Source organism: Pseudomonas sp. M30-35, from assembly GCF_002163625.1.
Lineage (GTDB): Bacteria > Pseudomonadota > Gammaproteobacteria > Pseudomonadales > Pseudomonadaceae > Aquipseudomonas.
This window is the reverse complement of record NZ_CP020892.1, coordinates 1188609-1212285: the sequence shown is the minus strand read 5'-3', so window position 1 is coordinate 1212285 and position 23677 is coordinate 1188609. Positions and strand designations below refer to the sequence as shown.

General features: G+C 52.4%; 22 protein-coding genes, 3 tRNA genes and 3 pseudogenes. 17 read left to right on the top strand and 11 right to left on the bottom strand.

All coding sequences use genetic code 11. The features are described from left to right. Positions 1-2: 2 nt before the first annotated feature. The 4 genes and pseudogenes from phrB to B9K09_RS05665 all read left to right on the top strand — a co-directional run bounded on the left by phrB (position 3) and on the right by B9K09_RS05665 (position 3036). Positions 3-1442 (top strand): deoxyribodipyrimidine photo-lyase, encoded by a 1440-nt coding sequence (gene phrB / locus B9K09_RS05680; RefSeq protein WP_087518997.1) that lies wholly within the window; start codon positions 3-5, stop codon positions 1440-1442. Between the two features lie 68 nt (positions 1443-1510). Further along, positions 1511-2149 (top strand): annotated as a pseudogene (locus B9K09_RS05675) (class I SAM-dependent methyltransferase); the annotation flags it as partial. Further along, entirely contained in the window at positions 2142-2669 is a 528-nt protein-coding gene (locus B9K09_RS05670; RefSeq protein ID WP_087515898.1) for a DUF2878 domain-containing protein, read from the top strand. The pseudogene B9K09_RS05675 and the gene B9K09_RS05670, both read left to right, overlap by 8 nt. Positions 2670-2706: 37 nt before the next feature. Continuing rightward, positions 2707-3036, top strand: coding sequence for a YkgJ family cysteine cluster protein (locus B9K09_RS05665; RefSeq protein ID WP_087515897.1), 330 nt, complete (start codon positions 2707-2709; stop codon positions 3034-3036). Between the two features lie 57 nt (positions 3037-3093). On the opposite strand, the gene B9K09_RS05660 is transcribed toward B9K09_RS05665, so the two are convergent. The 6 genes from B9K09_RS05660 to hemA form a co-directional block, all read right to left on the bottom strand. After that, a complete protein-coding gene (locus tag B9K09_RS05660; protein ID WP_087515896.1) occupies positions 3094-3612 on the bottom strand; it encodes an acyloxyacyl hydrolase in 519 nt (172 codons plus the stop codon). A 53-nt stretch (positions 3613-3665) separates the two neighbouring features. Then, positions 3666-4472 (bottom strand): glutamate racemase, encoded by an 807-nt coding sequence (gene murI, locus B9K09_RS05655; protein ID WP_087515895.1) that lies wholly within the window; start codon positions 4470-4472, stop codon positions 3666-3668. After that, entirely contained in the window at positions 4465-5262 is a 798-nt protein-coding gene (locus B9K09_RS05650) for a molybdopterin-synthase adenylyltransferase MoeB (protein ID WP_087515894.1), read from the bottom strand. The genes murI and B9K09_RS05650 overlap by 8 nt, the downstream gene beginning before the upstream one ends. Next, complete coding sequence (prmC, locus tag B9K09_RS05645) at positions 5255-6088, bottom strand: peptide chain release factor N(5)-glutamine methyltransferase (RefSeq protein WP_087515893.1); 834 nt, start codon at positions 6086-6088, stop codon at positions 5255-5257. The genes B9K09_RS05650 and prmC overlap by 8 nt, the downstream gene beginning before the upstream one ends. A gap of 132 nt (positions 6089-6220) precedes the next feature. Beyond that, a complete protein-coding gene (gene prfA, locus B9K09_RS05640) occupies positions 6221-7303 on the bottom strand; it encodes a peptide chain release factor 1 (RefSeq protein WP_087515892.1) in 1083 nt (360 codons plus the stop codon). Next, entirely contained in the window at positions 7300-8580 is a 1281-nt protein-coding gene (hemA, locus tag B9K09_RS05635) for a glutamyl-tRNA reductase (protein WP_087515891.1), read from the bottom strand. The genes prfA and hemA overlap by 4 nt, the downstream gene beginning before the upstream one ends. Positions 8581-8903: 323 nt before the next feature. On the opposite strand from hemA, the gene B9K09_RS05630 reads away from it, so the two are divergent. From B9K09_RS05630 to ychF, 9 genes are all read left to right on the top strand, one after another. Then, on the top strand, positions 8904-10631 hold the full coding sequence (locus B9K09_RS05630) for a tetratricopeptide repeat protein (protein WP_087515890.1): 1728 nt from the start codon (positions 8904-8906) through the stop codon (positions 10629-10631). Continuing rightward, positions 10631-11248: a lipoprotein insertase outer membrane protein LolB gene (gene lolB / locus B9K09_RS05625; protein WP_087515889.1), complete on the top strand. Its 618-nt coding sequence runs from the start codon at positions 10631-10633 to the stop codon at positions 11246-11248. Before B9K09_RS05630 ends, lolB begins: the two co-directional genes overlap by 1 nt. Further along, the gene (gene ispE / locus B9K09_RS05620; protein WP_087515888.1) at positions 11248-12141 is read left to right on the top strand and encodes a 4-(cytidine 5'-diphospho)-2-C-methyl-D-erythritol kinase; all 894 of its coding nucleotides are present in this window, start codon (positions 11248-11250) and stop codon (positions 12139-12141) included. Before lolB ends, ispE begins: the two co-directional genes overlap by 1 nt. Before the next feature lie 26 nt (positions 12142-12167). Further along, positions 12168-12242 (top strand) — tRNA-Gln (locus tag B9K09_RS05615). A 67-nt stretch (positions 12243-12309) separates the two neighbouring features. Next, positions 12310-12384, top strand: a tRNA-Gln gene (locus tag B9K09_RS05610). A gap of 46 nt (positions 12385-12430) precedes the next feature. Continuing rightward, positions 12431-13372, top strand: coding sequence for a ribose-phosphate pyrophosphokinase (locus tag B9K09_RS05605; RefSeq protein ID WP_087515887.1), 942 nt, complete (start codon positions 12431-12433; stop codon positions 13370-13372). A gap of 117 nt (positions 13373-13489) precedes the next feature. Continuing rightward, a complete protein-coding gene (locus tag B9K09_RS05600) occupies positions 13490-14143 on the top strand; it encodes a 50S ribosomal protein L25/general stress protein Ctc (protein WP_087515886.1) in 654 nt (217 codons plus the stop codon). A gap of 68 nt (positions 14144-14211) precedes the next feature. Next, a complete protein-coding gene (gene pth / locus B9K09_RS05595; protein WP_087515885.1) occupies positions 14212-14796 on the top strand; it encodes an aminoacyl-tRNA hydrolase in 585 nt (194 codons plus the stop codon). Between the two features lie 36 nt (positions 14797-14832). Then, on the top strand, positions 14833-15933 hold the full coding sequence (ychF, locus tag B9K09_RS05590) for a redox-regulated ATPase YchF (RefSeq protein ID WP_087515884.1): 1101 nt from the start codon (positions 14833-14835) through the stop codon (positions 15931-15933). A gap of 84 nt (positions 15934-16017) precedes the next feature. On the opposite strand, the gene B9K09_RS05585 is transcribed toward ychF, so the two are convergent. Beyond that, positions 16018-17211 carry a CynX/NimT family MFS transporter gene (locus B9K09_RS05585; protein ID WP_087515883.1) on the bottom strand — a complete coding sequence of 398 codons (1194 nt, stop codon included), beginning with the start codon at positions 17209-17211 and terminating at the stop codon, positions 16018-16020. Between the two features lie 352 nt (positions 17212-17563). Between B9K09_RS05585 and B9K09_RS05580 the strand changes: the two genes are divergently transcribed. After that, positions 17564-17640, top strand: a tRNA-Met gene (locus tag B9K09_RS05580). An 85-nt stretch (positions 17641-17725) separates the two neighbouring features. Then, on the top strand, positions 17726-18391 hold the full coding sequence (locus tag B9K09_RS05575; RefSeq protein ID WP_087515882.1) for a hypothetical protein: 666 nt from the start codon (positions 17726-17728) through the stop codon (positions 18389-18391). Here the strand turns inward: B9K09_RS05575 and B9K09_RS05570 are convergent. Continuing rightward, positions 18367-18606: pseudogene (locus B9K09_RS05570) on the bottom strand (tyrosine-type recombinase/integrase); the annotation flags it as partial. The gene B9K09_RS05575 and the pseudogene B9K09_RS05570 overlap by 25 nt on opposite strands. A gap of 133 nt (positions 18607-18739) precedes the next feature. Here B9K09_RS05570 and B9K09_RS05565 point away from each other — a divergent pair. Continuing rightward, positions 18740-19693, top strand: coding sequence for a hypothetical protein (locus B9K09_RS05565; protein ID WP_087515881.1), 954 nt, complete (start codon positions 18740-18742; stop codon positions 19691-19693). 415 nt (positions 19694-20108) lie between these two features. Here the strand turns inward: B9K09_RS05565 and B9K09_RS05560 are convergent, their stop codons facing one another. From B9K09_RS05560 to B9K09_RS05550, 3 genes and pseudogenes are all read right to left on the bottom strand, one after another. Beyond that, positions 20109-21614, bottom strand: coding sequence for a hypothetical protein (locus B9K09_RS05560; protein WP_087515880.1), 1506 nt, complete (start codon positions 21612-21614; stop codon positions 20109-20111). 388 nt (positions 21615-22002) lie between these two features. After that, positions 22003-22598 (bottom strand): annotated as a pseudogene (locus tag B9K09_RS05555) (putative adenosine monophosphate-protein transferase Fic). Beyond that, the gene (locus B9K09_RS05550; RefSeq protein WP_087515879.1) at positions 22598-22768 is read right to left on the bottom strand and encodes a YhfG family protein; all 171 of its coding nucleotides are present in this window, start codon (positions 22766-22768) and stop codon (positions 22598-22600) included. Before B9K09_RS05550 ends, B9K09_RS05555 begins: the two are co-directional and overlap by 1 nt. 360 nt (positions 22769-23128) lie before the next feature. On the opposite strand from B9K09_RS05550, the gene B9K09_RS05545 reads away from it, so the two are divergent. After that, positions 23129-23602: a hypothetical protein gene (locus B9K09_RS05545; RefSeq protein ID WP_087515878.1), complete on the top strand. Its 474-nt coding sequence runs from the start codon at positions 23129-23131 to the stop codon at positions 23600-23602. Positions 23603-23677: the final 75 nt, after the last annotated feature.

Here is a 23677-nt window from a genome sequence, read left to right as displayed (position 1 = left end):
TGTTGCAGCTGATGTGGTTCCGTACCGACCTCAGGGTCCACGACAATACCGCTTTAGCCGCCGCCATGGCTGGTGGCCCGACTGTTGCTGTGTTTTTGCTCAGCCCAACTCAATGGCAAGAGCACGATGATGCGCCTTGCAAGATTGATTTCTGGCTGCGCAATCTTACTGAGCTGAGCCGCGAACTGGGCAAGATCAATGTGCCCTTGCTGATCCGTAGTGCCGAGCGCTGGGATCAAGCGGCCGGGGTGATTGGCAAACTGTGTCAGCAACTCGAGATCGCCGACGTACACCTCAACCAAGAGTATGGTTTCAATGAAAGCCAGCGCGACAGTCAGGTTGCGCTCACGCTGGACGATCAAGGGGTAAATCTACACAGCCACCTGGACCAGCTGTTTTTCCAACCGGGCAGCGTGCTGACTAAAACCGGCACCTACTTTCAGGTTTTCAGCCAGTTTCGCAAGGTTTGTTACCAGCGTCTGCACGACCATGTTCCGCAGCGGATCGCCAAGCCTGACGCGCAATCGCCCTTGCCGATACAGGCGGATCACGTGCCAACGCAGGTCGACGGCTTCGCAATGCCGACCAAAGAACTGCAACAGCTTTGGCCTGCCGGTGAAGATGAAGCAATGAGGCGCCTAGCGGAGTTTGCTGATGAGTCCATTGCCGACTACCAAGCGCAGCGTGATATTCCGGCCAAACCCGGCACCAGCCAATTGTCTGCCTATCTCGCAGCGGGGGTAATTTCGCCACGTCAATGCCTGCACGGCGCACTTGGCTTTAATCGCGGCGAGTTAGACAGCGGCAATGCCGGAGCGACGACGTGGATCAACGAGCTGCTGTGGCGCGAGTTCTACAAACACATATTGGTGGGTTACCCGCGAGTCTCGAAGCACCGCGCATTTCGGATTGAAACTGACACGATGAAATGGCGCAACGCGCCCGCAGACTTAGAGGCGTGGCAACAAGGTCGCAGCGGTATTCCGATCATCGACGCAGCGATTCGTCAGTTGCTCAACACCGGCTGGATGCACAACCGGCTGCGCATGGTTGTGGCTATGTTCCTGACCAAAAACCTGTTGATTGACTGGCGCGAAGGCGAGCGTTTCTTCATGCGCCACCTGATTGATGGCGACCTCGCGGCGAATAATGGTGGTTGGCAATGGAGCGCATCAACAGGCACCGACGCAGCGCCGTATTTCCGCATATTCAACCCGGTCAGCCAGTCACAGCGCTTCGACCCCGACGGGCAATTTATTCGTCAATGGCTGCCCGAGTTAGACGGGCTGAGCAGCAAACAAATCCATGATCCATCTGCACTCGGCGGATTGTTTGGCGTAGCCAATTACCCAAGCCCGATGGTTGATTTGAAAAGCAGCCGTGAACGGGCAATCAATGCTTTCAGGGACTTGCCCAAAACGACTGAAGAGTTCTACTTATGAGCGATTTCCTGCGCACGTTCGCCAGTAACTTTGCTGCGCTGAACAAAGATAACCTTGAGATATAAAATGCCGCGACCCATTACGGCTGCAAAGTCACCACCACGTTGTCCAAAGAGCAATTCGATTACACCAAGCGACGTATTGAGAAGCAAGGCTTGGAAGATCGCATCACCTTGCTGCTGGAAGACTATCGCAACCTGCAAGGCACCTACGACATACTGGTGTCGATTGAAATGATTGAAGCTGTCGGTCACCGCTTTCTCAGCCACTACTTTCAACAGTGTGCCAATCTGCTCAAACCCAACGGGTTGATGCTGCTGCAAGCAATCACCATCCGCGACCAACGCTATAAGCAAGCCAAAGCCAGCGTCGATTTCATTCAACGTTACATTTTTCCCGGTGGTGCGCTGTCCTCAATCACCACGATGCTCGATATCATTACCGACCAGACCGATATGAACCTGCACCACATGGAAGACTTCGGTCAGCACTACGCACGCACACTGCGTCTTTGGCACGAAAACTTGCATCAGGCGCGGCATGATTTGGAACAGCTCGGCTACGATGAGTACTTCTATCGTATGTGGGAGTTTTACCTGTGCTATTGCGAGGGTGGCTTTATCGAGCGCACCATCGGTACCGCACAATTACTGCTGGCAAAACCTGCTGCGCAACCAGCTCCCTTACTTGGACGCTTTAATGCCTAAACTGATCGTCAACGCCCTACTCTTTCAACTTGGCTGGCTAACCTGTGTACTCACCGGCGACAGCTTATGGTTACTGCTTGTGGTGGGCATTTTGGCGGTGCATTTTTTCTGGGTCAGTAGTTGGGCAGCAGAAGGCAAACTGTTAATCAGTGTTTTCTGTGCGGGCAGCGCACTCGACAGCTTTTTGCTCAACATCGGTGTGTTTGAGTTTTCCGAGCCGCGCACGTTGATTCCGCTGTGGCTAGCGCTGCTCTGGATATTGCTCGCCAGCACGCTTAACCATTGCCTGGCATGGACAGCTAAACCCTGGTGGCGTGCCAGCCTGCTGGGCGCAATTGCAGGGCCTTTGTCGTACTACGCGGGCGCGCAGATCGCTGACGTGCGCTTACCGCTCGGCATTGTACCCAGCATGCTCCTTCTGGCCCTGATCTGGGCAGTGGTAATGCCGCTGCTGCATGCGTTTGCCAAACTTTATCGTGTGCAGTACGAGCAAGCTGTGCGTATGCGTCGATCGGCTTAGCCCACCAAAATATTCTGGCTGACGTACACTGCCACGCATGACCGATTCTTCTCAGATACCACTGACACAATTGCAGCCACAAACGCCAGATGCTGAGGCGGTGGCTTGCTCTAATTGCGCAGCATGTTGTTGTCAGCTGGAAGTCATGTTGATCACCGACACTGGCGTTCCCGAGCGCTATATCAGCACGGATGATTGGGGTGGTGAGGTGATGTTGCGCTTGGATGACGGCTGGTGCGCAGCGCTGGACCGCGACAGCATGCGCTGCAGCATTTATCAGAACCGCCCCTTGATTTGCCGAGAGTTTGAAATGGCCTCGGCGGAATGCATTGAAGAGCGGCGCGGCATGGCGACTATTTACCGCTAAAACAACATACCGCTGAAACAACACCGGCCATTGCCGGCGTTGTTATTTAAAAGCCGTTTAGAAGCTCAGACGGTAATGCAACGCATAGGACTCAACCCCATCGTTAGGATTCTTGATCCCGGCGTTGGAATAGTGAATAGCCCTGATACCAACTTCCTGGTTAGCAAAACGTACGCCTGCACCGATACGGTCTTCGAACTGAAACGAGGTGCTCAAATCGTTATTTTCAATTTCCGTGCTGGAAAAAAACGCGATGCCAATACCGGCCTCGACATAAGGTCGAAAGTTTTCACCCGCGAACTCGTAAACAAACACAGGAGCCAGCGAGATGCTGTGATTGCTTGAAGTGTCATCACCATCCCAGTACGTGTATGCACCATCCCAGTAACCTGTTAAGCGCCCAACATCGCTTTGTAGCCAGCTTTTATTGAAGTCAAACTGGGTACCAAAACGGTAGGTTGTAGTTGATTCGCTGGTTTGACCTACAGAAAAACTAAAGTCCGCAGCTTGTGCCGCATTGCTAGCGCCCCCCGACACAACAATGGCTGCTGCAACCAAAGTAATAACTTTTTTCATACCTTCCTTTTTCCTATGTGTACGTGAGTCCTACTCACTAGGCCAACATATTTTTATGTAAACGCAGTAACCTCAGCGTTATCCATCCCAAGTGCAGGCAACACCGCCTGCATTTTCTGCGGGTCTGCACTGCACCAGAAACGCTGTTTAACATCAGAAGGCCCAATAAGTAAATTGCGCTCTATCAATAAACGTTGCAATTGTTTAGCAACAGCAGCTCCGGTATCAATCAAGTTGACATCTATAGGGACCAACTCGCGAAGTAACGGCTTGATAAATGGATAATGAGTGCAGCCCAAAATCAGCGTGTCGCAACCCGCAGCCAATAACGGCTCGACATAACGCTCAAGCAAAGCACGAGTGACTGGGCCGTTTAGATCACCCGCTTCTATTTGCTCAACCAAACCAGGACACGGCTGGGTCACCACCCGAACATCGGCGGCAAAACGATCAAGCAAGGCTGCAAACTTTGCGCTCTTGAGTGTGCCGGTAGTTGCCAACACACCGACCACACCTGAACGGGTTGTTGCTGCCGCCGGCTTGACCGCAGGCTCCATGCCGACAATAGGTAGGTCTGGATAGAGCTCGCGCAAATCAGCCGCCCCCGCAACCGTCGCGGTATTGCAGGCCAGCACCAACGCCTTGGCGCCTTGACCTAACAAGAACTGGGCAATTTCGCGGCAACGCTGACGAATGAATTCCGGGCTTTTCTCACCATAGGGCACATGTGCGCTGTCGGCGACGTAGAGCAATGATTCATTGGGTAATAGCTGACGAATCTCAGCCCAAACAGACAGCCCGCCGACACCTGAATCAAATACCCCGACAGGCGCATTTTTATTGATCGCCAACTTACTCATGCGCGACCTGTTGATCAGTGCCTGAGCAGACGCTGCAAGCGGGGTCGCGCTTAACCCGCAGCTCACGGAAACGCGAGCCCAGGGCATCTATCAGTAACAAGCGGCCAACCATTGGCTCACCAAAACCCACCAACAGCTTCAAGGCCTCAAGCGCTTGCAGGCTACCGACCAAACCAACCAATGGACCGACCACACCGGCTTCACTACAGGTTAATTCAGCTTCGCTACCATGGCCGTACAGGCAGTGGTAACAAGGACTGCTGTCGTTGCGCGGATCAAACACCGACAACTGCCCTTCAAGGCGAATAGCGGCGCCACTTACCAGCGGTATTTTGTTGGCCACACAGGCGGCGTTAACCGCTTCTCGCGTGGTGAAATTATCCGAGCAATCAAGCACCACATCGACTGCGGCCACAGCGCTGCCCAGTGAGTCTTGATCCATGGCTGTGCGCTGTAATTGCAGCTTGATCAGCGGGTTGATCGCCTTGAGTCGCGCGGCGGCTGAGTCAACCTTGGCCTGACCAACACTCAAGCTGTCGTGAGCGATCTGGCGCTGCAAGTTGCTCAGATCAACCGTATCGAAGTCGGCCAAATGCAGCTCGCCAACGCCAGCCGCCGCCAGATACAGCGCAACCGGCGAACCCAGCCCGCCAACCCCGATGATCAGCACCCGACTATTTTTTAGGCGTAATTGACCGGCAACATCTATCTGCTGAACAAGAATCTGTCGGCTGTAGCGCAGTAACTCTTCGTCGCTGAGCTCGTCGTAAAAACCGGCGCGTTCACTCATGATCAAAACGTCCAATACTGATGCGTTGATGGCCGCCCAAGTCGCGACGACTTTCAACTTGGTTAAATCCGCGCTCGCTCAACAGCGCGCACACTGCTGCGGCTTGATCGTAGCCATGCTCAAGCAAAAGCCAGCCTTGAGCGTTGAGGTGATGTGGCGCTTGCTCAATGATCAAACGAATATCGTCGAGACCATCATCACCTGCAACCAGTGCGCTGTTCGGCTCGAAACGTACATCACCTTGGCTCAGGTGTTGATCGCCCGCCGCGATATACGGCGGGTTACTGACAATCATCTGATAGCGCTGATCGCTGATCGCGTCAAACCAATGACTGAGCAAGAACTGTGCATTCCCAAGCTTTAAGCGACTGCGATTACGCTCTGCCAACTCAATCGCTTGCGGCACCCGGTCAACGCCACTGACCCGCCATGCCGGGCGCTCTGATGCCAATGCAAGCGCGATTGCGCCGGTGCCGGTACCTAAATCGAGCACGCTGGCGGGCGTTGCAGCGATCAACTGCAATGCTGTTTCAACCAGTAATTCAGTGTCGGGGCGAGGGATCAGAGTATGCGGCGCGACTTCCAGCTCAAGGCTCCAGAAACCTTGCTGGCCAAGTATATAAGCCACCGGCTCGCCGGCTTGGCGCCGCTTGATTGCCGCTGCAAACTGTTCGAGTTGTTCATCGCTCAAGGCCTTATCGGCCCACGTATGCAAGTAGCTGCGCGATTTACCCAGCACATGCGCCAGCAATAACTCAACATCTAACCGGGCACTTGGGGAGTCCGGCAGCTCTGTGTTGCTGAGTAGCGCTTGGATCGTCGGCATGGGTTAAAAGTCGGCTTAGGCAAAGGTCATATAGAGTAGCGCGCCGAGCCGTGGGTGTTAACGCTCGCAGACTGCGGCTGTGCTGTTACTCACAACCATCGCCTGCGACTCGGGCAACGAGCGCGGGTTGAATCAGTCACCCAGCGCAGCTAACTGATCCGCTTGATACTCGGCTAGCAGTGGCTCAATTACCGCATCAACTCCGCCCGCCATGACTTCAGCCAGCGAGTATAAGGTCAGATTGATACGATGATCGGTCACCCGCCCCTGCGGGAAGTTGTAAGTGCGAATACGCTCAGAGCGGTCGCCCGAACCCACCAGCAATTTACGCGTATCGGAAATCTCTTTGTGCGCAGCGGCGTCTTGCTGATCTTTCAGCTTGGCAGCCAACCATGACATGGCTTTGGCCCGGTTCTTGTGTTGCGAACGTTCTTCCTGACACTCCACCACGGTTCCCGTCGGGATGTGGGTAATACGAATTGCGGAGTCGGTGGTGTTGACGTGCTGACCACCCGCGCCTGATGAGCGATAGGTATCCACACGCAAATCGGCAGGATTGATATTAATTTCAGCTTGCTCGTCCGGCTCAGGTAACACTGCAACGGTACAGGCGGAGGTATGCACGCGGCCTTGGGACTCAGTCTCAGGGACACGTTGCACGCGGTGCGCACCCGACTCGAACTTGAGCTTGCTGTATACGTTGTCACCTTCGATACGCGCGATAACTTCTTTGTAACCGCCGTGCTCGCCTTCGTTGGCGGAGAGAATCTCAACCCGCCAGCCACGACGTTCGGCATAACGCGAATACATGCGAAACAGGTCGCCGGAGAAGATCGCCGCTTCATCACCACCGGTGCCCGCGCGTACTTCCAGGAACACGTTACGGTCATCGTTGGGGTCTTTAGGCAGCAACATGCGCTGCAAGTCACCTTCGAGCTTAACCAGCTGCTCTTTGGCTTCGGCGACTTCTTCTTCAGCCATTTCACGCATATCCGGATCGCTGTCTTTCAACAGCGCCTGAGCGCTTTCGAGGTCAGCCAGAACTTTACGAAACTCGCTAAAGGTTTTATTTACCGGCTCGATCTCGGCATATTCCTTGGAATAGGCGCGAAATTGCGATTGATTGCTGATCACTTCAGCATCGCCAAGCAATGCTGTCAGTTCCTCAAAGCGGTCCTGCATCAAATCAAGTTTATTGAGCAGCGAAGGTTTCATTGCATGCCTTTGTTGGATGACGCGCCCTCATCGAGGGCAAAGAGTTCTTGTGCCACAGCCAGGGCATCAATGCGCCCGTCGGCCGACAGTTTTTTCATCTGCACGCTAGGCGCATGCAGCAATTTATTGGTCAGACCACGCGCCAGCAGTGCCAGCACATCCTCAGCGGCGGCACCATTGCTCAACATCCGCTGAGCTTTAGCTAACTCATCATCGCGCAAGCGCTCAGCCTGCTGGCGATACGCTTTAAGCACATCGACAGCGGACAGCTCTCGCAGGCGCTGCATAAAGTCGTCAGCACCGCTCGAAACCAACTCTTCCGCTGCCTGGGCCGCACCTTGACGACTCTTGAGGTTCTCGGCGATGACTTCATGCAGATCATCAACTGTATACAGATAAACATCATCAAGCTCGCCAACTTCCGGCTCAATATCCCGCGGGACAGCGATATCAACCATAAAAATCGGCTTGTGCTTTCGCTGCTTGAGCGCGCTTTCTACAGCGCCCTTACCCAGAATCGGTAACTGGCTCGCGGTCGAGCTGATAACGATGTCACTTTTGGCAAGCTCCTGCGAAATGTCCGAGAGCAAAACCGCATGTGCGCCAAATTGTTCCGCCAAGGTGCTTGCACGTTCCAACGTGCGGTTGGCAACGACGATCCGTTTAACCCCTTGGTCATGCAGGTGCCGGGCGACCAGGCTGATAGTTTCACCCGCACCTATCAACAACGCTTGGCTTTGATTGAGGTCACTGAAGATCTGCTTGGCCAGGCTCACCGCGGCAAATGCCACGGAAACCGGGTTTTCACCAATAGTGGTATCGGTGCGGACCTGTTTGGCGGTGCTGAAAGTTGCCTGAAACAGGCGCCCCAGCAACGGCCCCATCGTGCCAGCCTCGCGTGCGACCGCAAATGCTGACTTCATTTGCCCGAGAATCTGCGGTTCGCCCAAAACCATGGAGTCGAGGCCAGAAGCCACACGCATCATGTGACGAACTGCCGCATCATTTTCATGAATATAAGCACAGGCGCGCAGGTCTTCGAAGTTTAGATTGTGGTATTTCGCCAACCACTGCAGGACCGCCTCCGATGTGAGGGTGTCTTGCTCGATGTAAAGTTCACTGCGATTACAGGTCGAAAGTATGGCGGCTTCGCGGCTAGCCGTATCCCGGCAGAGTAACTGCAATGCCTCAACCACCTGCTCTGGAGTGAAAGCCACGCGTTCGCGGACGTCCACCGAAGCGGTTTTATGGTTAATACCGAGGGCAATAAAGGCCATGCATGATCGCTGACAGATTAAATAAGCCGACAATTGTCCTACTTCGACCGATTGAGAACAACCACCGCTGATTATTGTCACAACATCTCAAGCAGAATTTATCCAGCCCGACGGGCCCGGATAAGGGATGCCTGAACCAGGAAAGCCGATAAATTTAAATGTTTTTAGTAAAATATTTGCGCTGCACTGTTGTTCATTGCTCAGCTTTAACTCAGCATCATGCAATAGTGAGGGCTGGTTGAATTGCCCGACCAATTGTCCCATGGGCTTGCCCAATGGCCTATGTCATGATGTTCCGACCGCAGGTTAGCCGTCTCGTCTCTATGAATAGATCTTTAGCGCTACTGACAGCCATGGCTTTTTTGGGTGGCTGCCAAACCTTTAATACCTCGACTGATGGTTCGCCACCGGTAGAGGACGCGACCGCAACTGAGCAAGCGGCCAAGCCCGAAGTTTATGGCTCGTTCAGCAAGGATACTTTGCTGGCATTGCTGACAGCTGAAATGGCGGGTCAGCGCAATCGCTTCGACATTGCGCTGGGCAATTACGTGCAGCAGGCTAACGCGACACAAGATGCTGGCGTTGCTGAACGCGGCTTTCGTATCGCCGAATACCTGGGCGCAGATCAATCTGCTCTCGACACCGCGTTGATCTGGGCGAAAAACGCCCCCGACTCGATCGAGGCGCAACGCGCAGCGGCCGTGCAATTGGCGCGCGCCGGACGCTATGACGAATCCATGACTTACATGGAGAAAGTCCTGCAACGCCAAGGCGACACACACTTCGACTTTCTAGCCCTGTCTGCCGCTGAAACTGACCCGGACTCCCGCGCAGGACTGCTACAGAGCTTTGATCGGCTACTGACCAAGTATCCCGAGAATGGCCAGCTGATTTTTGGCAAAGCCCTGCTGATGCAGGAAGACGGTCGCCCTGAGGAAGCCCTTGAACTCCTCGAAAGTCATCCAGCCAAAACCGATGATGTGGCGCCACTGCTGCTCCACGCCCGCCTGCTAACCAGCTTGCAGCGTGGCGATGAAGCATTGCCTCTACTTGAAGACGGTATCCGCAAGCACCCTGACGACAAGCGCTTGCGCCTGACCTATGCACGCTCCCTGGTTGAACAAGGCCGCATGGAAGACGCTAAAGGCGAGTTTTCATCGCTGGTGCAACAGTTTCCGGAAGACGACGACCTGCGCTTCTCGCTGGCCTTGGTTTGCCTTGAGGCTGAAGCATGGCGAGAAGCGATTGTTTATCTCGATGAACTCGTCGAGCGCGGCAGCCATGTGGACGCCGCACACTACAACCTCGCTCGCGCCTATGAAGAGCTGGATGAACCGGACAGCGCCCTGATTGAGTACAGCCTCGTTGGCCCCGGCAATGATTATCTGCCCGCCCAAGCCCGTCAGACCGAGATCCTTTTTTCGAGCGGCCGCACCAGCGAAGGCTCAGCCAAGCTCCGCGCAGCACGCGGCGCCGAACCTGATTACGCGATCCAGTTGTACTTGATCGAAGCGGAGGCGCTGGCTAACAATAAACAGGAAGACATGGCCTGGCAGGTGATCCATCAAGGGCTTGAGCAGTTCCCGGACGACCTTAACCTGCTATATACCCGCGCAATGCTCGCCGAAGATCGTGACGACCTAGACCAGTTGGAAACCGACCTGCGCTTTATTCTGGAGCGTGATCCAGAAAACACCATGGCGCTGAACGCCTTGGGTTACACCCTGGCCGACCGCACCACCCGCTATCAGGAAGCTGACGAATTAATCGACAAAGCTTACCGCTTGAGCCCGAATGATCCGGCCATTCTCGATAGCAAAGGCTGGATTAATTACCGCCTAGGCAAGCTTGATGAAGCTGAACGCTTCCTCCGTAAAGCGCTCGCAGACTACCCCGACCATGAAGTCGCGGCCCACTTGGGCGAAGTGCTTTGGGTTCAGGGCAATCAAAGCAAAGCCCGGGAAGTCTGGACAACCGCCTTGGAAAAACAACCCGACAGTGAAATCTTGCGCAGCACCATAAAGCGCCTGACAGGAGCAGAGAAACCCTAATGCGTTTGCGCCACCTTATTGCATGCAGCGTGCTCGCTGTACTGACCGGCTGCGCCGGCTTGACCTCCCACGAATCCGTTGAAGGCCAAGGAAATCAAGCCGCCTGGCAAGCTCATAAAGAGCAGCTAACTGCTTTGGATGCTTGGCAAATCAGCGGAAAAATCGGAATCCGTGCGCCAAAAGACTCAGGGAGCGCCACGCTGTTTTGGCTGCAACGCCAAGACTACTTTGACATTCGCCTCTCCGGACCTCTGGGTGGAGGTGCCGCGCGCCTGACCGGTCGCCCGGGCGAAGTGTTGCTCGAGGTTGCCAACAAAGGCCGCTATAAAGCCGAATCGCCCGAAGCTCTGCTGCAGGAACAGCTGCGCATGAACTTGCCCGTCTCGCACCTGCTGTGGTGGGTCCGCGGCCTCCCAGCCCCAGACACCAAGAGCAATGTAACCTTAGACACTGACAGTCGCCTGTCGCAGCTGAGCCAGGATGGCTGGCAAGTCGAGTATCTCAGTTATGTTGAGCAAAACGGTTACTGGCTGCCAGAGCGTATCAAGCTGCACGGCCAAGACCTGCAAGTCACCATCGTGGTCAAGGACTGGCAACCTCGCCAGTTGGGACAATAATGATTGCGCGACACCACGCCACTGCGGTTCCTGATCACAGTGGCGCTCGACTGACCCTGCCCGCCCCCGCCAAACTCAACTTAATGTTGCACATCCTTGGCCGCCGCGCCGATGGTTATCATGAGTTGCAGACCCTGTTTCAGTTTCTCGATTTTGGTGACGAGCTGAGTTTTGCCCCGCGCGATGACGGTGAGATTCGCCTGCATACTGAAATTACCGGCGTGCCTCACGACAGCAACTTGATAGTGCGCGCCGCACGCATGCTGCAGAAACACGGCAATGGTGCGCATGGCGCTGATATCTGGCTTTCAAAAAACTTGCCGATGGGCGGCGGTATCGGTGGTGGCAGCTCTGATGCTGCCACCACCCTGCTCGGCCTCAACCGCTTATGGCAACTGAACTGCGGCCTCGACGAACTGGCAAACATAGGCTTGACGCTGGGTGCAGACGTTCCGGTATTCGTTCGTGGGCATGCTGCATTTGCTGAAGGCATAGGTGAAAAACTGACGCCAATAGAGCTTCCGGAACCCTGGTTTCTCGTGGCAATACCGCAAGTACTTGTACCCACAGTAGAAATTTTCTCTGACGCCGAGTTGACACGCGATTCGCCGCCCATTAAAGTTCGCAGCCTTCTTGAGGGGGGCGGTCGAAATGATTGCCAGCCAGTTGTAGAAAAGCGTTATCCAGAAGTACGTAACGCTTTGATCTTGTTGAACAAATTTGTTCCTGCAAGATTAACTGGCACTGGAGCTTGTGTATTTGGGAGCTTCCCAAATGAGGTCGATGCTGGTAAAGTCGCCCGCCAACTTCCAGCCACTTTGCCAAGTTTTGTTGCACAAGGGCGTAACATCTCGATGTTGCACCGAGCGCTGCAAGAATTGGACAGGAAGTAGATGCAAAGTAGTTAGTTACACCAGATAGGGGCGTCGCCAAGCGGTAAGGCAGCAGGTTTTGATCCTGCCATGCGTTGGTTCGAATCCAGCCGCCCCTGCCATTAATGTCTGATTATTAGGCTTTAATGTCTGGATCAAGCTACAAGCATCAGCAATGAAACACGATACAGGGGCGTCGCCAAGCGGTAAGGCAGCAGGTTTTGATCCTGCCATGCGTTGGTTCGAATCCAGCCGCCCCTGCCATTTTCTATACTCATCCAGGTATACCCTCAGCCGGTAGGTACTGCGCGTGTCCAAGATGATGGTCTTTACGGGGAATGCTAACCCCGATCTGGCGCGGCGTATTGTACGCCAGCTGCACATCCCCCTCGGCGATGCTTCTGTCGGTAAGTTTTCCGACGGTGAAATCAGCATTGAAATCAACGAAAACGTTCGTGGTAAAGACGTCTTCCTGATTCAGCCGACGTGCGCGCCAACAAACGATAACCTGATGGAACTGGTAGTGATGGCTGACGCCTTCCGCCGCTCATCAGCGACCCGAATCACTGCTGTGATCCCCTACTTTGGCTATGCACGCCAGGATCGCCGTCCGCGTTCCGCTCGCGTTGCAATCAGCGCTAAAGTCGTGGCTGACATGCTCACCGTTGTAGGCATTGACCGTGTTCTCACTGTCGACCTGCACGCTGACCAGATTCAAGGTTTCTTCGATATCCCAGTAGATAACATCTACGGCTCCCCAGTTTTGGTGGATGATATTGAAGATCAACGCTTCGAAAATCTGATGATCGTTTCCCCTGACATTGGCGGTGTAGTGCGTGCGCGTGCTGTAGCCAAGTCTCTGGGTGTTGATCTGGCGATTATCGATAAGCGCCGCGAAAAAGCTAACCACTCCGAGGTGATGCACATCATCGGTGACGTGGAAGGCCGCACGTGCATTCTGGTTGACGACATGGTCGATACCGCTGGCACTTTGTGCCACGGTGCCAAAGCACTGAAAGAACACGGCGCTGCCAAGGTTTTCGCTTACGCCACCCACGCTGTACTGTCGGGTCGCGCCATCGAGAATCTTGAGAATTCGGTATTGGACGAGTTGGTGGTGACTAACACCATCCCATTGTCCGCTGCCGCACAATCGTGCTCGCGTATTCGCCAGCTCGATATTGGCCCAATTGTCGCCGAAGCGGTTCGCCGCATCAGCAACGAAGAATCGATCAGCGCAATGTTCCGTTAATTCGGAGCCTTTTGCCCTGAGCGAAATGCGCCCCGCCCTATGCGGGGCTTTTTTACCTAACCGCCCCGTCGCTGGTCGCAAGCGTAAAGGGCGTGAAGGTTATTTTGGAGAAATGAAATGAGTGATTTTAACATCGACGCACAAGCGCGTTCAGACCTGGGGAAAGGTGCGAGCCGCCGCCTGCGTCGTAACGCCAGCCTGGTTCCAGCCGTAATTTACGGTGGCGAAAAGGCTCCACAATCCATCAGCCTGGTTGCTAAAGACTTCGCCAAGCTGCTGGAAAACGAAGCTTCGTTCAGCCACATCCTGTCGCTGTCTGTTGACGGCGCCAAAGAAAACGTACTGATCAAAGCTCTGCAGCGTCACCCTTCGAAAGGTTTCGTTCTGCACGCTGACTTCATCCGTGTTGTTGCTGGCCAGAAACTGACTACTCAGGTTCCGCTGCACTTCATCAACGAAGACAAAGCAGTTGCAGTCAAGAAGCAAGGCGGCGAGATCTCTCACACCGCTACTGAAGTTGAAATCAGCGTACTGCCACGCAACCTGCCTGAGTTCATCGAAGTCGATATGGCTAAGATCGAAGTTGGCCAGACCCTGCACTTGTCTGACCTGGTTCTGCCAAAAGGCGTTGAACTGGTTGCTCTGGCTCACGACAGCGACTTGGCCGTGGCAAACGCCCACATGCCACGTGTAACTAAAGCTGAAGATCTTGAAGTTGACGCGCCGGAAGCTCCAGAAGCTCCAGCAGCTGACGCTCCAGAAGCTGAGTAACACCTGCTACGCAGATCAACAGCTCAGGTGCATATGCGCTTGAGCTGTTTTCGACAAAGGGCTCCAGTATGACTGCCGTACAACTGATCGTTGGCCTTGGTAACCCAGGCCCTGAATACGACCAGACTCGGCATAATGCCGGGGCCCTTTTCGTTGAACGGCTAGCAGATAGCCAGCGCATCAACCTCAGTGTTGATCGCAAGTATTTTGGCCTGACTGGCAAATTCAGCCATCAAGGTCGCGACGTTCGTTTACTGATCCCCACCACTTTCATGAATCGCAGCGGTCAATCCGTCGCAGCGCTGGCGAACTTCTTTCGCATCCCTGCTGAAGCGATTCTGGTGGCTCATGACGAACTCGATATGCCTCCCGGCGTCGCCAAACTCAAACAGGGTGGCGGGCACGGCGGGCATAACGGCTTGCGCGATATCATTGCGCAGCTGGGCAATCAGAATAATTTTTACCGCTTACGGCTTGGCATTGGCCACCCCGGTCACAGCAGTATGGTGTCTAATTATGTTCTAGGGCGCGCCCCGCGCAGCGAACAAGAACTGCTCGACACCAGCATCGACTTCTCACTCGGCGTACTCCCAGAGATACTCGCAGGAGAGTGGAACAAAGCGATGCAAAAGCTTCATAGCCAAAAAGCCTAACTTAACTTTCGACAACATCTGCGCGAGGAAAACACCATGGGATTCAATTGCGGCATCGTCGGCCTGCCGAACGTCGGCAAGTCAACCTTGTTCAACGCCCTGACCAAATCCGGTATCGCTGCGGAGAACTTCCCCTTCTGCACCATCGAGCCGAACACGGGCATCGTGCCAATGCCAGACGCTCGCCTGGACGCCCTGGCCGAGATCGTCAAGCCTGAGCGCGTGATTCCAACCACCATGGAATTCGTCGACATTGCAGGCTTGGTTGCAGGCGCATCCAAAGGTGAAGGCCTGGGCAACAAGTTCCTTGCCAACATCCGCGAAACTCACGCCATTGCCCACGTCGTGCGTTGCTTCGAAGACGAAAACGTCATTCACGTGTCGAACAGCGTTGACCCAAAGCGCGACATCGAGATTATTGACCTTGAGTTGATCTTCGCCGACCTCGACAGCTGTGAGAAGCAACTGCAGAAAACCACGCGCAACGCCAAAGGCGGTGACAAAGACGCGGTGGCGCAAAAAGCCCTGCTGGAAAAGCTGATCCCTCACTTCACTGAAGGCAAGCCTGCGCGCACACTGCTCAAAGACCTGGGCGATGACGAAAAGCAGCTGGTTCGCGGCTTCCACCTACTGACCAGCAAGCCGGTGATGTACATTGCCAACGTTGCTGAAGACGGCTTCGAGAACAACCCGCTACTCGACATCGTACGCGGTATCGCTGACGCTGAAGGCGCCATCGTGGTTCCAGTTTGCAACAAGATCGAAGCTGAAATTGCCGAGCTCGACGACGGTGAAGAGAAGGACATGTTCCTTGAATCACTGGGCTTTGACGAGCCAGGCCTTAACCGCGTAATTCGCGCAGGCTACGAACTGCTTAACCTGCAAACTTACTTCACCGCTGGCGTGAAAGAAGTACGCGCGTGGACAGTTCGCGTCGGCGCTACGGCCCCGCAGTCGGCTGCCGCCATCCACACTGACTTTGAAAAAGGCTTTATCCGCGCTGAAGTCATCGCCTACAACGACTTCATCCAATACAAAGGTGAAGCAGGCGCCAAAGAAGCCGGTAAATGGCGCTTGGAAGGCAAGGAATACATCGTTAAAGACGGCGACGTCATGCACTTCCGCTTTAACGTGTAACCCGGGCGCTCAAACCGCCTAAACAAAGCCCCCGCCTCACTACGTGAGACGGGGGCTTTTTATTGCCGGCTGAAAACGTCCGGGCTAAACCGGCCCTGCGCCAGCAAGCGGCCCACGCTGATTAATCCTCGCGTAGCTGGCCGGACTAAACCGCAAGGTCAGCAACAGCATCAGGATCAAGCTAACCAACATCACCAGCCACGTGCTGTAGAAAGATCCGCTCAGCTCCCTTAGCCAGCCGCCCAGTGACGGCGCAATGGCATTGATCAAAAAGCCAAAGCCCTGCACAAAAGCCACCAATTGACCGGCCGCTCTCGGCTCATGCAAATGGTCGAGACTCAGTAACAAGCACAATACAAAGCAAGCGCCTAAACCAAAACCGATCAATCCCACCCAGATCGCCGATGCCGCCAATGGCGCCCAGAGCAGCCCCGCATAGCCAACCACTTGCGCTCCCAAACTAATACCAAGCAAAGGCCGCCGATCCTTGAGGCGGTGGGCCAGCACCGGCATCGACAACGCCGCCAGCACCTGAAAGATTGTCATCCACGCCAACAACGCACCACTGGCCTGCTGACTCCAGCCAAGCTGCTGATAATACGCGGGCAGCCACGCCACCATCGTCATGAAGCCCCAGTTACAGAAGCCAAAATAAATCGCCAACAGCCATGCACGACGGTTGCTGATGAATGTCTTGAATGAAAGTTTTTGCGCCGAGGGGTGAGACCTGTGCCACGGCATTTTGAACCACAGCAATGCGGCGAGCAACGCGGGGATCAGCCAAACCCACAGCCCCGCCTGCCAGTGCCCGAATGCATGGGCCATATGCGGACTAAGCAAGGCAGCCAGACCGCCGCCACTCATCAAGGACGCCGAATAAACCCCCATCGCCAAAGCCACGCAACCCACAAATTGGCGCTTGATCATGCCCGGCACCAGCACCTGAATCAGCGCGACGCCAACACCGCCCAACAACGCTGTAGCCAACAGCACGTTGCCGTCAGCGATAAAGCCACGCGCCAGGCATGCCAGAAAAATACACAGCAAACCAAGAGCTATGCCTCTGCCCTCGCCCAATCGCGCCTCAATCCATGAGCCACACAGCGCCACCAAACCAATACAAACAACCGGCAATGTGGTCAACAGTGCCGCCCCCTGGAAACTCAAGGACGTACTGAGCCGAATATCGTCCAGCAAGGGACTGATCGAGGTCAGTATTGGCCGCAGGTTAAGACCCAAGGCAACCAGCACCAGCCAACCCCAAAACCTGATCCCCATTCAAATCACTCCAGCAGTACAGATAAACCGTTGAACACACTGCACAGACGCATACTCCACAATAAACCTCACACCTTGAGCCAAATAACCAGACAGCCATCAACCATGGATCATTGATAGGCAACAGAGATAAAGCCGAAGCTCAAAGGAGGACAATTCAAGATCCGAGCATTGTGCCACGCCCGCTCGGAAAAGTTGACGCATTAGACAGGTAACAAAAAACAAGCTCGACGCAGCGCCAAGCTAAACCCATCAAGTGCACGCATTGCGCGTAAGCACTTGATCAAACGCAATAATTTTATCAAAACATGCTTGACACAAACGCCGGAGACTAGAATAATGCGCGCCACTCGGCTACGTAGCTCAGCTGGTTAGAGCATAGCATTCATAATGCTGGGGTCCGGGGTTCAAGTCCCTGCGTAGCCACCAAACAAAACAAGGGTTTACCGAAAGGTAAGCCCTTTTTTGTGTGCGCGAGTGACTACAGCGTGCCCACACCGGGAATGGAAGCCAAATGAGATATCTTAAAGTAACCTTGCTCGCTGTCGTTTTATTCGCGGCAGGTTTCACGGCCTACGACAGAATGCCCCTACAGTACAGGCTCATGATTTCTGACTGGTACAAACGGCTTGGGACACCCGACTACGCCGAAGCACCAGATCTTTATTCAGAACGAGAACAAGCCTCGGTTATCCGCGACATGCAGGCACGCGGCCACAAGCTGAAGTGTTATGGCAACCTAGGTGATCGCGAGCGCATTGATAAGAATGACGACTATTTATGCTCCGCTCACATTAGTACCGCTTACAACATTCAGGCTCGGCTGGTAACTTTCTTCTTCGCTAAAGGAAAGCTAAACCACGTCCGCATCGAGTTTACGAGCAAAAGCTTCGATGACTTGCAGAACTACCTTTCTAAAAGCCTTGTCGCCTATACACGCTTGGATAAGAGCCCATGGGCAAGATTTGAAAAGGGACTGATGGTCTGGAGAGTAAAAGAAGGTCTACTGATGGCTTCGTCAGTGAAAGCCTACGGAAGAAACCCCATTATTCTATGGAGTAGCCGCACCAGTTTCCAAGGCAAACACTCCGGAAGGGGATGCCCTACTCCGCCGCCAAACTCACCATTGCTCAAGTCAATAGTTGAAAGTGAGGACTATAAAATCTGGTGCTCGCTCTGAGCCAGTGGCGATAACCGTAGTGCTGACTCAAGATGATCCGGCGACAGATGTGCATAGCGCATGGTCATGGTGATGGATGAATGACCAAGGATTCGCTGCAGGCTGAGAATATCTCTTCCCCCCATCATGTAATGGCTGGCGAACGTGTGGCGCAGAATGTGGGTTAGTTGACCTGGGGTCTGAAAGCCGCACCGCTCATAGGCACTGTGACCTGCTACTTCTTGCCTTCGCTTTCAGCTTGGTTGTCCCCCTTATACCTTGTGAAGTCCTGTGGCGACTAACACAATGCATACAAAGCTCCGGCGTACAAAGTACTTATCACCAACATATTAGTGACAGAGAAATCACATGGAAGCGATCGCCGACAAAATCCGCTATTACCGAAAAACATTTCGCGCACCTGTCTTCTATGCCCTTTCCTCCCTAGCGCTATGGCTATCAATTGGACTAGCAACACTTATTTTGGGGTTGCTGTTCTTCGACCTTTACCTGCGTATAACTCAAAGCACATATCTGCTCGGTACGAGCGACCAGGCATGGCTGCTGGTTTACGAAGTGCCTATGGTGTTCGGCCTTATGCAAGTCTACTTCCAAGGTGCTGAACGTCGGTATCGCATACTTCACCCCGCCGCAAAGCGCGTGCACTTCAGAACACCACACGTCACCTTAGCCAAAGAAAAGCATGCCCATCTACGTACCACCTTCGCTCATGGGGGTGATTTACGTGCTTTGGCCAAGCACCTTATCGAGGAATGGGAGTGGCGACGAGAGCTCAAGATCAGGGCACAGGAGCCCTTGATGCTCCGCGCCAAAGGCTTCTTCAAACTACCATCGCCTGGTAACTTCGCCGCATACCTGACAGGCTTTGTAGCGATCTTGGCCGCTATCGTCATCGCAACCCTTTCCAGAGAAACGATTTTTGCAGACTTGGAGCAGTTTCTAGTAGATACATGGGACTTAATCGTTCAGCTATGGCTCTCTATCGTGCTGCCATTCGCCGTTTGCGTACTACCTGGCGCAGTCATTCTCGTTGGCATAAAGCAGATTGGTGAGGCACTGCTAGAGTGGATGGACGACCAGTTCCTGAGCAATATAGCGTTCTACCGCTTCATCACAGAACTGCTGGAATTGCACGACAGAGGCGAACGTCTTCTTTTGCGCAATACAAGAGCATGGGCATATTGGATGGTCCGTATCTGCATTGCCCCGCTTGAGGAGCTTCCAAAGGTATGGCGTCGCATCCGACGAGCCAAAGCATTAGCACGGCGTAATGCCAGGTCTCGGCGTACAGGCGCACTGTAATAAAGCCACGATAGAGATAGGTTCCGCCCAAACCGCCCGGCTCTACCTATCGCGACCGACGGATAACAGCCATTAGCTGGCGCTCAGCAACATCAATATCGTGGTCTGACCCTGATTGTTCGACGAAAGAATCAAGTTCAGGCAGGGGTGTTTCTCATTAGTTCCTTACTTGGAACTACCTATCAAGAGCTTGGATTGCATAAGCAAAATAATAATAGGCCCAACCTCAAGAAAAGACCTAGCTAGAAAAGGAGCCATAGCATTTCTCGAAAAGACTTATCAAGTACCAGACTTCTTAATAGATACTACAATTGAAGAATCAGAAATACCATATCGATCATAAAAAAGCATGGATATTATCGAATACCCAAGGGCATAACTACTGCCCTTGAATAAAGGCTAGATGATTAAATACTCAAGCTTTAGAATCTGCCTCTAGAGCATCTTGAACACCTAAACCATCTGTAACTTTACGCTCATGCACATCCATTATTTCTTTCGACTTCCTCGATAACTTATTTGCCAAAGCCGAGAACCCAGGAATCTTAGAGAGAGCATCGACTGAAGAACCAAGTTTAGCGCTATTCTCTAGCGCCTCCATAAGCGGATGATCTGATTTATTATAATCAGTTATTAACTTCCCCGGATTCTCCGAGCTAACCTGCAGCATATTAAAGAGAAGCCTAGTCCTTAAATCCTCTCTAACCTCACTTTCATGAGGAAGGCTAGAAATTTGATTTGATAGTCCAGAGAAAGTTTTACCGAGGACAGCTTTATGCGTATATTCCTCAATTAACCGCTTGGACAAATTAACTTTTTTACTTGCAGAGAAGGCGAACCATAGAACAGGAAAATACAAAGGAAGTATGGAAAGTATTAAGTTTGGAGTATCCTTGATAACATCAACCAGATCCTTTCCTTTAATAATGAGTAGATATGCATCCACACAAAAAGGGATAAGAGAAACGGCAATTAATACTAAGATTGCAAGACTGAAATTATTTGAATTTGTAGTTAAATACGTCCCTTCGTCTCTTTTCTTTTCCTCATATGCAGCACTCAAACCTGCTGCCATGCCTCCAGGCATCAACCCCTTTAACTCTTCATCAACAGCAGAAAACCTATCGTTAGATTCTTTTATTAATCCTTCAAAAGTCTTGAGCTGCTCATTTAATTGACTCTCATATTTATCAGCAGCCAGCTTTCCAATTTCAGAAACACTGTCATCCAAACCTTCTATTTTTTCTTTAATATCTCCATATGCATTATCAAGCTCACTATAGAGCCCTTCTACCTCTTGGACAGCCCCATCCTCACCCTTAAGCTGATAACCAAATATTTCATTATGGATTTCATCGATTTTCGATTTGCGCTTAATAGATCCTTCTAGCAAGTCAGAAATATTTTTATTAAGCTCATTAACTCTAACAGAAATAGACTCAATAACTACCACTTGACCTGAGAGTTCATCACGTTTTGCTAACAGAGCACTGAGCTCACTCGACGCGCCGTATATGCTTTCAAGGGAAATATCTACCTTCTCTTTCTCAGCATTAAATTCTTTATACGCGTCCTGAACATCACTTATTGAAGTTTTCAATTCACCAGCAGATTCTTCAGCTTGTGCTTTAGATTCATTTATTTCCACGATTTTAGAAGAAGCTACCGAACTACACTCTTCGAGCACTTTAAGTATTTCTTCAACTCTGGACGCAGTATTGCGTACATTCCTCTCAATATCTGCCGAATTATTTGCAGATTCTAATGCAGCCTGCTCAGAGTCCGTGACCTTCAAATCAATTGCGTGTTGCAAAGCAGAAACATTTGTTGTCAAAGAGTTCTCAATTGCAGAAACCCTAGAAAACATTTCCTTTTTAAATTTATCAAACTCATCCTGATCTACACTATTAAAAAGCGCCATATCCCCTCCCAAACAAACCTAGGCCAGTAATATTAAATATCAATCATTACTGGCACGCTCAAAACAGCATTGCTAGCATCAAAACATAGACAGCGCAAATCCTCAGCAGAATACAAGAAGCACAACACCAAATACAATATAGATCATTATTTCCTATAACTAAAATTAGAAACTATTGTTTTTTTATGGAACAGTTATTTCGTACAAAAACGCATAGATCAGTTAAACCACAAGGTGACTACAACTGAATATTTTTAGAGGAAAGCTCTGCATTTTGCAGTTGTTAAAGCTACCTAAAACCTTAAATACAGGCTTGTCTTGCCTATTACGGAGAATTCATAACTCCGTAAGCTGGAAGCCTAAGCGAAACTCAGAAAGCTAGGAACTATCAGGCAATCGACGAGCCGATGCAACGATCAAAGATGCGAGCCAACGCAGTGTAATCACATATCACTGCATCAATATTGGCCTGCACCCACTCCCCTTCCTGGACAACCCACCAATCGATCTCGTAACCGGCGTTGATGATTATGTGCTCGAACAGGATTCGCTGGGCTCTGCCGTTACCCTCGCGGAAGGAATGAATCACGTTCAGGTCGCCAAATAGCTCTGCTACAGCCAGAACCAGCTCAGTACGACCAAGCGGCTCAAACCAGTTAGCGCTAGCCAAGCTACGGAAGTATTTTTGAGACTCAGCCTCGATTCGGGCAAGGTTGCAGAAATGCGTCTCGCCTTTTGAAATATCGACCGTGCGCAATTCTCCCGCCCATTCATAGACATCTGTGAACAGCTTACGGTGGATGCGCTGCAGGTATTGAAAGTCGTAGGGAGGGAGGTCGAACTCAATTTCGCTAGCGGCGATTTCAGACAGAACGTGCTCAGCTTCGTTTAGGTCATCATCATTTGTGATGTTGAGGAGGTTGCGAAGAACGTTCGTACCGGGGTAGCAATAGGGATCTTCCCTGTGCCGTACTTATCAAGCATTAAGCTGGCTTGTTACGGTAGGCGCTTAAAACGGATTCACGGGTTGGAAGCTTACGCACAGCGTCTGCCCGAGTTACCTGGAAGCCTTCCAAGCGGAGGCTGGCAACATAGTTAGACTGACGAGCCTTGGCGTAGTATGCCTTTTTGGCTTTAAGGGATGCAGCTGGCATTAATAACCCCTTTCGTTGCGTACCTAATTATTATAGCGAAAATCAGTAAAATTATTGCCATAAAATGAATATCACAGCCACTTGCAGAGTGATGACTACATCGCAGGTATTTTTCTGCAAAGCTGAGTAGCAACCAGTTTTACCCCCGCCTGAAAGGCCCGTTTTATGGGGTGAACAGGGCTGACAAGGCGCTACTCAAGCGATTCATAATGCTAATGCTGGGGGTCGGGGTTAGTTGACCACTACAGCCCAAGCTACCAAACAGCAGACGTAAAATTGGAAGAATCCAAAACGGGCAGCAAATAACACAGGAAGTGGCCCGACGGTGGTTTAGCCGAAGAAGACCAGGATGAGCACCGCTTGAATTTGAGCCAAGGGAGTGCTTACTTAGCAGAACACAAACCTGCTAAAGGCAAGGGGAAAGCATTGGGTAACGTAATCGACATGGCCAGCTTCGAGCACCTTCGCAGGTCAAATGCCAGCGAACGCTATACATGCCCAAAAACAGAAGTGACCCTCCCCATCATCTACAAGGTAGTGACACCAGAAGCTGGCTTTGTGGATGAAGTGGTGACCTTCACCGGAGCGTTCACCACAAGCCACAAGCTCAAAGCACCCTCAGATGACGGAGAACCAATCTTCCCTGGCTTCCCTCCAACTACCGCAACCCAGATCAGCACGCTAGAAAGCACGGATGAAGTATTCCTGGATGTAATCCACTTCGAGAATAAAGAACGTGCCAAGGGCTTCAGAGATGCTTGCGCTCACCTAGGAATAGAGCCAGAACACGTAAGCAGCTTTAAAGATAGCCAAGGATTTTCTCTTGCTAACTAGAGACAGCAATCAAAAGAAGAAAGGCCACATCATCTACCGCAGCAAGGGTAGCCAATACGTAGAGTTCCTAAAGTG